We start from the raw sequence: 11,710 nt of genomic DNA, 5'->3' as shown, positions 1-11,710 counted from the left end.
GAGCGAGAGCGACAAAGGCCCGGTCCCGATCCCCAAGAACGCGCGGATCGAGGGGTGGAAGAAGAGCCGGCCCAACCCGCCCTCCGGCGACCGCCACGTGATCACCGTGCAGCGCGGCAGCTGCCAGCTGGTCGAGCTCTACAAGGCCAAGCGGGTCAAGGACGGCGATGGCAACGTGGTCGCCTGGCGCGCCGCGGCCGCCGCGCGCTGGGACCTGTCCTCCAACGCCCTGCGGCCGAAGTACTGGACCTCGGCCGACGCGGCGGGCCTGCCGATCCTGCCCGGGCTGCTCGACTACGACGAGGCGTCGTCGGGCCAGATCACCCACGCGCTGCGGTTCACGCTCCCGGTCGCCCGCAACGCCTTCACCAAGCCGGCCCGCCACTGCGGCACCACCCGCGGCTCGGCCTACCCGGCGTACGGCCTGCGCTTCCGGCTGAAGAAGTCGTTCTCCACCAAGCCCTACAGCGGCGCCGCCAAGGCGGTCGTGGTCGCGATGAAGCGCTACGGCCTGATGTACGCCGACCAGGGCTCCTCGATGTACGTCACCGGCACCGCCGACCCCCGCTGGTCCGGTGTGCTCGACCAGCTCCGCAAGCACCCCATCGACGGTGGCAAGTTCGAGGTGGTCAAGCCCCCCGGCGCCATCACCGTCTGCACGTGAGCGATAGTCCGCTACGAAAAGCACCGGTTGCGCCCCGCCAGGTGGTGCCGAACGTAGCGGACTATCCCCCCGACAGGGCGTCGCGGACCGGCACGAACTTCGCCTGCGCCTCGGCCAGCTCCGCCTCGGGGTCGGAGTCGCCGACGATGCCGCAGCCGGCGAACAGCCGCACCGTCGCGCCCGACACGGCGGCCGAGCGCAGCGCGATGCCCCACTCGCCGTCGCCGGTGGCGTCGATCCAGCCGACCGGACCGGCGTAGCGGGCCCGGTCCATGCCCTCGAGCTCCGCGATCAGCCCGGTCGCGACAGCGGTGGGAGTGCCACCCACCGCGGCGGAGGGGTGTAGCGCGGCCGCCAGCTCCAGCGACGACACCGTCTCGGCGTCGTGGACCACGCCGGCCACGTCGGTGGCCAGGTGCATCACGTTGGGCAGGTGGAGCACGAACGGCGCCTCCGGCACGTTCATGGAGGAGCAGTGCGGCTCCAGCGCGTCGGCGACCGAGCGGACGGCGTACTCGTGCTCCTCGAGGTCCTTCGACGAGCGGGCCAGCGTCGCGGCGAGGGCGAGGTCGTGGGCGTCGTCGCCCGTGCGGCGGATGGTGCCGGCGAGCACCCGCGAGGTGAGCAGCCCGCGCTCGCGGCGGAGCAGCATCTCCGGCGTCGCGCCGACCATGCCGTCGACGTGGAACGTCCAGCACGAGGGGTAGTCGGCGGCCAGCCGCTCCAGCGGCCAGCGTACGTCGACCGGTGCGGCCGCCGTGGCCAGCAGGTCGCGCGCCAGCACGACCTTCTCCAGCTCGCCGGCGTTGATCCGCGCGACCGCGTCGGCGACGACCGACATCCACTGCTCGCCGTTGAGCGCGCCGTCGGCGAAGACGACCTCGCGCGGCGCCTCGGGCGGCTCCGCGACGCTCAGCCGCGGGGCCGGACCGGGACCGGAGCCGATGGTGGTCACCCAGGTGGTCTCGCCACGTCGGCCGACCACGACCTCGGGGACGACCAGCACCGAGTCGCCCGGATCGTCGCCGAAGGCGAACGACCCGAAGGCCACCAGCCCGCTGCCCGGCTCACCGACCTCGTCGCGCACCACGGCGCGTGCCGTCGTCTCGGCCCACCACTTGTCGGCGTCGGCGAAGCGGGTGGGTCCCGAGGTGTGCACCTCGGCGGCCCGCCCCCAGCCGACCAGGCCGTCGCCGCGGCGCAGCCAGCACACCGGACGGTCGGTCGGCAGCAGGTCGAGCAGGTCGGCGTCGCCGAGGGCGTCGAGCCGCGTGGACCGGACGACGACGGGCGCGGCGCCGGCGATGCCCGGCAGCGGCCGGCCGTCGACGGAAGGCCCGCCCTCACTGGTCGTCACGAGGGGCCAGACTACTCGCGGCCTCCCAGGGGCGGTGATTCCGCGCCGCCACCCCCCGTCTCAGGACCAGTAGACGACCACGGTGTCGCCGACGCGCACCTGGGAGAACAGCCACTGGATGCCGCCGTAGTCGCGGATGTTGACGCATCCGTGCGAGGCGCCGTAGTAGCCCACCGACGCGAAGTCCGAGGAGTAGTGCACCGCCTGGCCGCCGGAGAAGAACATCGAGTAGGGCATCGAGGAGCCATAGAGCTTCGACACGTGGTCGGCGTCCTTGAGATAGACGTGGAAGACGCCCTCGCGCGTCGGGGTGTCGTTGACCGTGGAGCCGAACCGGGCGTCCAGCGTCTGCAGCACCTTGCCGTCGACGACCCAGCGCAGCGTGCGCGAGGTCTTGTCGATGCAGAGCACCCGGCCGGTGCGGCACCGCGCGTCGAGCGCGCCCGGCTCGGGCTCGATGTTGTTCTTCTCCTCGTAGGTCGGCGTGGTCGTCATCGCGGTCAGCCGGTCGAGGGTGCGCTGGTCGATCTCGCCGGTCACGGGGATCCCGCGCTTGGCCTGGAAGCCTCGCACCGCCGTGACTGTCGCGTCGTCGTAGCTGCCCGTGACCGCGCCGTACAGCCACGCGATCTGCTTCAGCCGGGCCTGCGCGTCACGGACGCCGTCGCCCGAGTCGCCGGCCGCGAGCAGCGCCGGCCCCGGGCGCAGCACGTTGAACATCTGGTCGTGCGTCGGGGTGTCGGTCATCGCCACGAGCCGCCGCCAGGTGCGCTGGTCGACCCGACCGGTCCGCTTGAACCCGCGCTTGCCCTGGAACCCCGCGACCGCGGCCCTGGTCGCGTCGTCGTACCGCCCGGTGACGGTCTCGGGCAGCCAGGCGAGCTGGAACAGGCGCTGCTGCAGCGCCCGCACCCGCAGCCCGGAGTCCCCCGGCTCCAGCACGTACGCCGACTCCGGCGGCGTGGTCGGGCTGGGGGAGGCGCTCGGCGTGGGCGTGGTCGAGGGCTCAACGCTCGGCTCCGCCGAGGGGGTCGACGTGGCGCCGCCGTGGGGTCCGGCGTCGACCGCCCACAGGCTCCCCTGGTCGGCCTTGCGCAGCGCCAGGCCGCCGGCGACGCCCAGGGCGGCGACGGTCAGGGCCAGCAGGACCAGCGCGGTCGCGCGCAGTGCTCTCATGATCTCCCCCTCCCGGGCCGGGGCGCTCCCGCATCCCCGGTCGCCGGGGAAGAGGCGTCGCCTCAGCCAGTGTCATGGGAAGGGACGCGAATCCCTCGGATTTCGTTGCCTCGCGTGGGTCACGGTCCGGTCTCGACGAGGAACCGTCCGGACGGCGCGGCGGGTGGCGCCGCCTTGGAGCCGTCTCGGCGGCGCCCGTAGTCTTCGGCCGTGGCCCGGGCAGACCTCGACAAGCAGCCGACCGACGTGCGTCGGATGTTCGACGCGGTGGCGCGTCGCTATGACCTGACCAACGACGTGCTGTCGCTGGGCCAGGACCGCCGGTGGCGCCGCGACGTGCTGTCCGCGGTGGACCCGCAGCCGGGGGAGCGGGTGCTCGACCTCGCTGCCGGCACCGGCACCTCGAGCCTGCCGTTCGCCGAGCGCGGCGCGGTCGTGGTGCCGTGCGACTTCTCGCTCGGGATGCTCCAGGTCGGCAAGCAGGCGCGACCCCAGCTGCCCTTCACCGCCGGTGACGGCACCCGGCTCCCGTTCGCCGACGGCACCTTCGACGCGGTCACCATCTCCTTCGGGCTGCGCAACATCGTCGACCCGGCGGCCGGGCTGCGCGAGCTGCGGCGGGTGACCAGACCGGGTGGGCGGCTGGTGGTCTGCGAGTTCAGCGCACCGACCAACGCGGCGTTCCGCACCGTCTACCTCGAGTACCTCATGAAGGCGCTGCCGGCGATCGCCCGCGCGGTGTCCTCCTCGCCGGACGCCTACGTCTACCTCGCGGAGTCCATCCGGGCCTGGCCCGACCAGGCCGCGCTGGCCGCCATGATCGGTGCGGCCGGCTGGCAGCGGCCTCAGTGGCGCAACCTCTCCGGCGGCATCGTGGCCCTCCACCGGGCCACCGCATGACCACGATCAGGGGGGCGACTTGAGCCGCCGGAGGTCCGGGATGCAGGATGGCACGCGAGGCCCCTAGACTGGCCCGGTTGACTTCGTGAAGGTCTTCACAAAGTCACATGGACCTGGGTCAAGCACGGGGGTGTGACGCCGACAGGTGGGAAGGACAGGGATGGAGCTCTACACGCCGGTCCTGGCGTTGATCCTCCTGGCAGCCGGGTTCGCGGTCTTCTCCGTGATCATGAGCGCCATCGTCGGCCCGAAGCGCTACAACCGGGCCAAGGTCGACTCCTACGAGTGCGGCATCGAGCCGACCCCGCAGCCGCTGGGCGGTGGCCGGTTCCCCGTGAAGTACTACATCACCGCCATGATGTTCATCGTCTTCGACATCGAGACCATCTTCCTGATCCCGTGGGCCGTGCAGTTCGACAAGCTCGGCGTCTTCGGTCTGGTCGAGATGGTCGTCTTCATCGCCACCGTGTTCGTCGCCTACGTCTACGTATGGCGCCGCGGCGGCCTGGACTGGGACTGAAGGAAGGGCGCACCACCACATGGGTGTTGAGGAGAAGCTCCCGAGCGGCGTACTCCTGACGACCGTCGAGGGCGTTGCCGGCTACATGCGCAAGGCGTCGTTCTGGCCCGCCACGTTCGGCCTGGCCTGCTGCGCGATCGAGATGATGACGACCGGCGGGCCGAAGTACGACCTGGCCCGCTTCGGCATGGAGGTCTTCCGTGCGAGCCCGCGGCAGGCCGACCTGATGATCGTGGCCGGTCGGGTCAGCCAGAAGATGGCGCCGGTGCTGCGCCAGATCTACGACCAGATGCCCGACCCCAAGTGGGTGCTCGCGATGGGTGTGTGCGCCAGCTCGGGTGGCATGTTCAACAACTACGCGATCGTCCAGGGCGTCGACCACGTGGTGCCCGTCGACATGTACCTCCCCGGCTGCCCGCCGCGGCCGGAGATGCTGATCGACGCGATCCTCAAGCTCCACGACCAGGTCCAGCACACCAAGCTCGGCGTCAACCGTGCCCGCGAGATCGAGCAGCTCGAGACCGAGGCCCTGAAGGCGCTCCCCACCTCGGAGATGAAGGGGATGCTGCGGTGAGTGACGAGAAGCCCCCCTCCGGAGGCGAGACCCAGGACCCCTCCACCGACGTGGTGGCGGCCGACGCCGAGGTCGAGCGGGCGGTCGGAGCCCGCACCGGCATGTTCGGCGTCAAGGGCTCAGGCGACACCTCCGGATACGGCGGCCTGGTCGCCCCCATCGTCCTCCCCGGTGCCGCCCAGCGGCCCTACGGCGGCTGGTTCGACGACGTGGCCGACGCCCTCGAGGACCGACTGTCGGCCACCGACCTCGAGCAGGCCGTCGAGCGGGTGGTGATCCATCGCGGGGAGCTGACCATCCACGTGCGCCGCGAGGACCTGCCGTTCGTGGCGCAGATGATGCGCGACGACGAGCGGCTGCGCTTCGAGCTCTGCTCGGGGGTCAGCGCGGTGCACTACCCCGACGACGCCGGCCGCGAGCTGCACGCGGTCTACCACCTGCTCTCGATGACCCACAACCGGCGGGTCCGGCTCGAGGTCAGCTGCCCCGACAGCGACCCGCACCTGCCGTCGCTGGTGAGCATCTACCCCACCAACGACTGGCACGAGCGCGAGACGTTCGACATGTTCGGCATCGTGTTCGACGGCCACCCGGCGCTGACCCGGATCCTGATGCCCGACGACTGGCCGGGTCACCCGCAGCGCAAGGACTACCCACTCGGCGGCATCCCGGTCGAGTACAAGGGCGGCACGGTCCCGCCGCCCGACGAGCGGAGGTCGTACAACTGATGACCGAGGACACCTACACCGAGGACCTCTACGCCGGCTCCGGCGAGGCCAGCGAGGGCCGGGTCTTCACCGTCTCCGGCCAGGACTGGGACTCCATCGCCGCCGGGATCTCCGAGGAGCCCGAGGAGCGCATCGTCGTCAACATGGGCCCGCAGCACCCCTCGACCCACGGCGTCCTCCGGCTGATCCTGGAGCTCGAGGGCGAGACGGTGACGGAGGCCCGGGCCGGCATCGGCTACCTGCACACCGGCATCGAGAAGAACATGGAGTTCCGCTCCTGGACGCAGGGCGTCACGTTCTGCACCCGCATGGACTACCTCGCGCCGTTCTTCAACGAGACGACCTATGTGCTCGGCGTCGAGCGGCTGCTCGGCATCGAGGACGAGGTCCCCGAGAAGGCCCAGGTGATGCGGGTCCTGCTGATGGAGCTCAACCGGATCTCCTCCCACCTGGTCGCCATCGCGACCGGCGGCATGGAGATCGGCGCGCTCACGGTGATGACCATCGGCTTCCGCGAGCGCGAGCTCGTGCTCGACCTGTTCGAGCTGATCACCGGCCTGCGGATGAACCACGCGTTCGTCCGCCCCGGCGGCGTCGCCCAGGACCTCCCGCCCGGCGCCCTCGACGACATCCGCGACTTCATCGCACTGATGAAGAAGCGGCTCCCCGAGTACGCCGCGCTGTGCAACGCCAACCCGATCTTCAAGGCACGCCTGGTCGACGTCGGCCACCTCGACCTCGCCGGCTGCCTGGCCCTGGGCATCACCGGTCCGGTGCTGCGCAGCACCGGCTACCCGTGGGACCTCCGCAAGACGCAGCCCTACTGCGGCTACGAGGACTACGACTTCGACGTCCAGACCTGGGACACCGCCGACTCCTACGGCCGGTTCCGGGTGCGGCTCAACGAGATGTGGGAGTCGCTGCGCATCGTCGAGCAGGCCGCCGACCGGCTGGCCGACCTCGAGGGCGCGCCGGTGATGGTCGCCGACAAGAAGATCGCCTGGCCCAGCCAGCTGGCGATCGGTTCCGACGGCATGGGCAACTCGCTCGACCACATCCGCCACATCATGGGTGAGTCGATGGAGGCGCTGATCCACCACTTCAAGCTGGTGACCGAGGGCTTCCGGGTGCCCGCCGGCCAGGCCTACGTGCCGATCGAGGGCCCGCGCGGCGAGCTGGGTGCCCACGTCGTCTCCGACGGTGGCACCCGCCCCTACCGCGTGCACTTCCGCGACCCGTCGTTCACCAACCTCCAGGGCACCAGCGTGATGTCCGAGGGTGGGATGGTGGCCGACGTGATCGTCGCGATCGCCTCGATCGACCCGGTGATGGGAGGAGTTGACAGGTGATCGACCCCACGACCTACGACGAGCTGAAGCAGATCGCCGCTCGCTACCCGCAGCCCCGCTCGGGGCTGCTGCCGATGCTCCACCTGGTGCAGTCCGCCGAGGGTCGGGTCACCCCCGAGGGGATCGAAGCGTGCGCCGAGATCCTCGAGCTCAGCGCCGCCGAGGTGAGCGGGGTCGCGACGTTCTACACCATGTACAAGCGCCGGGCGGTCGGCGACTACCACGTCGGCGTCTGCACCAACACGCTGTGCGCGGTGATGGGTGGCGACGTGATCTTCGAGCGGCTCAAGGAGCACCTCGACATCGGCAACGACGAGACCACCGAGGACGGCAAGATCACCCTCGAGCACCTCGAGTGCAACGCGGCCTGCGACTACGCGCCGGTGGTGATGGTCAACTGGGAGTTCATGGACAACCAGACCCCCGAGTCCGCGGTGCAGCTGGTCGAGGACCTGCGCGAGGGTGTGGAGGTGCACTCCACCCGAGGCCCGCGGATCTGCACCTGGCGGGAGGCCGAGCGGGTGCTCGCCGGCTTCGACGACGGGCTGGCCGACGAGGGTCCGGCCGCGGGCCCGGCGTCGCTGCTGGGGCTGCGGATCGCCGAGGAGCGAGGCTGGAAGGCCCCGGCCACCGCCGCGGCCGCCGAGGAGGGAGACGCGTGACCGACACCCTGACCCCGGTCCTCACCGCCGACTGGGCCGACGAGCGCGCCTGGACGCTCGCGGCGTACGAACGCCGTGGTGGCTACTCCGCGCTGAAGAAGGCGCTGGGCATGGCGCCCGACGACATCATCGGTGCCGTCAAGGAGTCCGGCCTGCGCGGGCGGGGCGGCGCCGGCTTCCCGACCGGCATGAAGTGGGGCTTCATCCCGCAGGACAACCCCAACCCGAAGTATCTCGTCGTCAACGCCGACGAGTCCGAGCCCGGGACCTGCAAGGACATCCCGCTGATGATGGCCACCCCGCACACGCTGGTGGAGGGCGTGATCATCAGCAGCTTCGCGATCCGCGCCAACAAGGCGTTCATCTACATCCGCGGTGAGGTCCTCCACGTCATCCGCCGGGTGCAGGCGGCGGTGCGCGAGGCCTACGCCGCCGGTCACCTCGGTGAGAACATCCACGGCTCGGGCTACGACCTCGACGTCGTGGTCCACGCGGGCGCCGGCGCCTACATCTGCGGCGAGGAGACCGCGCTGCTCGAGGGGCTCGAGGGACGCCGCGGGCAGCCGCGGCTGCGACCGCCGTTCCCCGCCGTCGCCGGGCTCTACGCCAGCCCGACCGTGATCAACAACGTCGAGTCCATCGCCTCCGTGCCGGGCATCATCGGCCACGGCGCCGCGTGGTTCTCCTCGATGGGCACCGAGCGGTCCAAGGGCCACGGCATCTTCTCGCTGTCCGGCCACGTCACCAACCCCGGTCAGTTCGAGGCGCCGCTGGGCATCACCCTGCGCGAGCTGGTCGACCTGGCCGGCGGCATCCGCGACGGCCACGAGCTCAAGTTCTGGACCCCGGGCGGCTCCTCGACGCCGCTGCTGACCGACGAGCACTGGGACATGCCGCTCGACTTCGAGGCCGTCGGCGCGGCCGGCTCGATGCTCGGCACCCGCGCCATCCAGATCTTCGACGAGACCACCTGCGTGGTCCGTGCGGTGCTGCGGTGGACGGAGTTCTACAAGCACGAGTCGTGTGGCAAGTGCACGCCGTGCCGCGAGGGCACCTGGTGGCTGGTCCAGACGCTGGCCCGGCTGGAGAAGGGCGACGGCACCCCCGAGGACCTCGACACGCTCCTCGACCAGTGTGACAACATCCTCGGCCGTTCGTTCTGCGCGCTCGGCGACGGGGCGACCAGCCCGATCACGTCCTCGATCCAGTACTTCCGCGACGAGTTCCTGGCGCACCTCGAGCAGGGCGGCTGCCCGTTCGACCCGGCCGCCTCGACGCTGTTCGCCACCTCGACGACGGGCACCTCGACCATGGGCGGAGCCACGGCATGACCCAAGCCCCCGAGAAGACCGACCCCCAGAAGACGGATCTGGTCACGCTCACCATCGACGGCATCAGCGTGAGCGTGCCCAAGGGCACCCTGGTGATCCGGGCCGCGGAGCAGGTCGGCATCCAGATCCCGCGGTTCTGCGACCACCCGCTGCTCTCACCCGTGGGCGCCTGCCGGCAGTGCCTGGTCGAGGTGGCCCTGCCGGGGCCGGACGGCTCGATGCGGCAGATGCAGGGCCCGCCCGGGCGGATGAAGCCGCAGGCGTCCTGCACCCTGGTCGCCTCCGAGGGCATGGAGGTCAGGACGCAGGTCACCTCCGAGGGTGCCGACAAGGCGCAGCAGGGCGTGATGGAGTACCTCCTCATCAACCACCCGCTGGACTGCCCGGTCTGCGACAAGGGCGGCGAGTGCCCGCTGCAGAACCAGGCGATGTCCAACGGGCCGGGTGAGTCCCGCTTCTCCGCCAGCGGTGGCGTCAAGCGCACCTACCCGAAGCCGATCAACATCTCCGCCCAGGTGCTGCTCGACCGCGAGCGCTGCGTGCTCTGCGCCCGGTGCACCCGCTTCTCCGAGCAGATCTCCGGCGACCCCTTCATCGCGCTCATCGAGCGCGGTGCCCTGCAGCAGGTCGGCATCTACGAGAAGCAGCCCTACGAGAGCTACTTCTCGGGCAACGCGATCCAGATCTGCCCGGTCGGTGCCCTCACCTCCGCCGACTACCGCTTCCGGTCCCGCCCCTTCGACCTGGTCTCGACCCCCTCGGTGGCCGAGCACGACGCCTGCGGCGCCGCGATCCGCGTCGACCACCGGCGCGGCAAGGTGATGCGTCGCCTCTCCGGCAACGACCCCGAGGTCAACGAGGAGTGGATCACCGACAAGGACCGCTTCGCGTTCACCTATGCCCGCCTCGACGACCGGCTGACCTACCCGCGGGTCCGCGACGAGGACGGCGAGCTGCGACCGGCCTCGTGGCCGGAGGCCTTCGCGGTGGCCGCTCGCGGCCTGGCGGGCGCCGGGCAGGTCGGGGTGCTCCCCGGTGGCCGGCTCACGGCCGAGGACGCCTACGCCTACGGCAAGTTCGCCCGGGTGGCCCTCGGCACCAACGACATCGACTTCCGCGCCCGCCCGCTCTCGGCGGAGGAGACCGGGTTCCTGGGTCGCCACGTCGCCCTGGCCACCGGCGTCACCTACGCCGCGCTCGAGGCCGCGTCGTCGGTGCTGCTGGTCGGCCTGGAGCCCGAGGACGAGGCCGGCACGATCTTCCTGCGGCTGCGCAAGGCGTCGAAGTCCGGCACCCAGGTGCTCAGCGTGGCGCCGTACTCCTCGCGCGGGCTGACCAAGATGGCCGGCCGGCTGCTGGCCACCGCCCCCGGCGCCGAGGCCGAGACCCTGGCCGGCCTGCCGGCCGACGTCCCGCTCGACTCCAGCAGCGTGATCCTGGTGGGCGAGCGGCTCGCCACCTCGCCCGGAGCGCTCACCGCCGCGGCCGACCTGGCCGCCCGGACCGGAGCGGCGCTGGCCTGGGTGCCCCGCCGCGCCGGCGACCGGGGTGCTGTCGAGACCGGCTGCCTGCCGACGCTGCTGCCCGGTGGCCGCCCGGTCGCTGACGCTGCTGCCCGGGTCGATGTGGCGACCGCCTGGGGCGTCGACCAGCTGCCCGCGAGCGAGGGTCGCGACGCCGACGCGATCGTGGCTGCCGCCGCCGAGGGCCGCCTCGGTGGGCTGGTCGTGGGTGGCGTCGACCCCGACGACACGGCCGACCCCGCGGCGTTCCGCGCGGCCGTCGCGGAGGCAGGCTTCGTGGTCGCCCTGGAGCTCCGCGAGACCGACGTGACCCGGGCCGCCGACGTGGTCTTCCCCGTCGCCCCGGTCACCGACAAGGCGGGCACGTTCGTGACCTGGGAGGGCCGGCTGCGGCCCTTCGACGAGGTCTTCGGGCACAACCCGACCTCGCTTCCCGACCTGCGCGTGCTCGCCGGCATCGCGGAGGAGCTCGACATCCCGCTCGGCTTCCGCACCGTCGCCGAGGTGCGCGCCGAGTGGGAGCAGCTCGGACCCTGGGACGGTGAGCGGGCGAGCGCCGCCCCGGCCGACGCGGCCGTGAAGGCCGCCAAGGACTCGCTCGCGCTGTCGACCTGGAAGCAGATGGTCGACCTCGGTTCGCTGCAGGACGGTGAGGAGCACCTCCGCGCCACTGCGCGGCCGGCGGTGGCCAGGCTCAGCGCGGCCACCGCCGCCGACCTCGGTGACCGGGTCACCATCACCGGCGACCGCGGCTCGATGACGCTGCCGGTCGAGGTCGCCGACGACATGGTCGACGGCGTGGTGTGGGTGCCGGCCAACTCGGTGGGCGACGGCGTGCTCGCCGACCTGGCCTCCCCAGGGAGCCGGGTCACGGTGAAGGGAGCGGGTCAGTGAGCGGACTGTCGATCTCGGCCGTCGGAGGCCTG

11 protein-coding genes are annotated in these 11,710 nt (G+C 71.6%); 9 read left to right on the top strand and 2 right to left on the bottom strand.

The window, feature by feature from the left end:
• A partial coding sequence (locus R2740_RS15860; protein ID WP_371303659.1) for a hypothetical protein occupies window positions 1-664 on the top strand: 664 nt, incomplete at its 5' end.
• Window positions 665-725: 61 nt separating this feature from the next.
• Here R2740_RS15860 and R2740_RS15855 read toward each other — a convergent pair.
• Together R2740_RS15855 and R2740_RS15850 are read right to left on the bottom strand one after the other, a co-directional pair.
• The gene (locus R2740_RS15855) at window positions 726-1,979 is read right to left on the bottom strand and encodes an isochorismate synthase MenF (RefSeq protein ID WP_371303664.1); all 1,254 of its coding nucleotides are present in this window, start codon (window positions 1,977-1,979) and stop codon (window positions 726-728) included.
• A gap of 102 nt (window positions 1,980-2,081) precedes the next feature.
• The gene (locus tag R2740_RS15850; RefSeq protein ID WP_371303658.1) at window positions 2,082-3,197 is read right to left on the bottom strand and encodes a peptidoglycan-binding protein; all 1,116 of its coding nucleotides are present in this window, start codon (window positions 3,195-3,197) and stop codon (window positions 2,082-2,084) included.
• Window positions 3,198-3,407: 210 nt separating this feature from the next.
• On the opposite strand from R2740_RS15850, the gene R2740_RS15845 reads away from it, so the two are divergent.
• The 8 genes from R2740_RS15845 (at window position 3,408) to R2740_RS15810 (ending at window position 11,678) form a co-directional block, all read left to right on the top strand.
• Window positions 3,408-4,097: a demethylmenaquinone methyltransferase gene (locus R2740_RS15845; RefSeq protein WP_371303657.1), complete on the top strand. Its 690-nt coding sequence runs from the start codon at window positions 3,408-3,410 to the stop codon at window positions 4,095-4,097.
• 160 nt (window positions 4,098-4,257) lie between these two features.
• On the top strand, window positions 4,258-4,617 hold the full coding sequence (locus R2740_RS15840; RefSeq protein WP_371303656.1) for an NADH-quinone oxidoreductase subunit A: 360 nt from the start codon (window positions 4,258-4,260) through the stop codon (window positions 4,615-4,617).
• 19 nt (window positions 4,618-4,636) lie between these two features.
• A complete protein-coding gene (locus R2740_RS15835) occupies window positions 4,637-5,191 on the top strand; it encodes an NADH-quinone oxidoreductase subunit B family protein (protein ID WP_371303655.1) in 555 nt (184 codons plus the stop codon).
• Window positions 5,188-5,919 (top strand): NADH-quinone oxidoreductase subunit C, encoded by a 732-nt coding sequence (locus R2740_RS15830; protein WP_371303654.1) that lies wholly within the window; start codon window positions 5,188-5,190, stop codon window positions 5,917-5,919. Before R2740_RS15835 ends, R2740_RS15830 begins: the two co-directional genes overlap by 4 nt.
• Window positions 5,919-7,268, top strand: coding sequence for an NADH-quinone oxidoreductase subunit D (locus tag R2740_RS15825; RefSeq protein ID WP_371303653.1), 1,350 nt, complete (start codon window positions 5,919-5,921; stop codon window positions 7,266-7,268). The genes R2740_RS15830 and R2740_RS15825 overlap by 1 nt, the downstream gene beginning before the upstream one ends.
• Entirely contained in the window at window positions 7,265-7,930 is a 666-nt protein-coding gene (gene nuoE / locus R2740_RS15820) for an NADH-quinone oxidoreductase subunit NuoE (protein ID WP_371303652.1), read from the top strand. Before R2740_RS15825 ends, nuoE begins: the two co-directional genes overlap by 4 nt.
• Window positions 7,927-9,261: an NADH-quinone oxidoreductase subunit NuoF gene (gene nuoF, locus R2740_RS15815; RefSeq protein WP_371303651.1), complete on the top strand. Its 1,335-nt coding sequence runs from the start codon at window positions 7,927-7,929 to the stop codon at window positions 9,259-9,261. Before nuoE ends, nuoF begins: the two co-directional genes overlap by 4 nt.
• Window positions 9,258-11,678, top strand: coding sequence for an NADH-quinone oxidoreductase subunit G (locus R2740_RS15810; RefSeq protein WP_371303650.1), 2,421 nt, complete (start codon window positions 9,258-9,260; stop codon window positions 11,676-11,678). The genes nuoF and R2740_RS15810 overlap by 4 nt, the downstream gene beginning before the upstream one ends.
• Window positions 11,679-11,710: the final 32 nt, after the last annotated feature.

The organism is Nocardioides sp. (genome assembly GCF_041393715.1).
Lineage (GTDB): Bacteria > Actinomycetota > Actinomycetes > Propionibacteriales > Nocardioidaceae > Nocardioides.
This window is presented reverse-complemented; position numbering and strand designations above follow the sequence as displayed.

Bases quoted from the DNA above. Each gene is read 5' to 3' on its own strand.
- R2740_RS15850 (WP_371303658.1), bottom strand. From the start codon at position 3,197: ATGAGAGCACTGCGCGCGACCGCGCTGGTCCTGCTGGCCCTGACCGTC.
- R2740_RS15840 (WP_371303656.1), top strand. From the start codon at position 4,258: ATGGAGCTCTACACGCCGGTCCTGGCGTTGATCCTCCTGGCAGCCGGG.
- R2740_RS15835 (WP_371303655.1), top strand. From the start codon at position 4,637: ATGGGTGTTGAGGAGAAGCTCCCGAGCGGCGTACTCCTGACGACCGTC.
- R2740_RS15825 (WP_371303653.1), top strand. From the start codon at position 5,919: ATGACCGAGGACACCTACACCGAGGACCTCTACGCCGGCTCCGGCGAG.
- R2740_RS15810 (WP_371303650.1), top strand. From the start codon at position 9,258: ATGACCCAAGCCCCCGAGAAGACCGACCCCCAGAAGACGGATCTGGTC.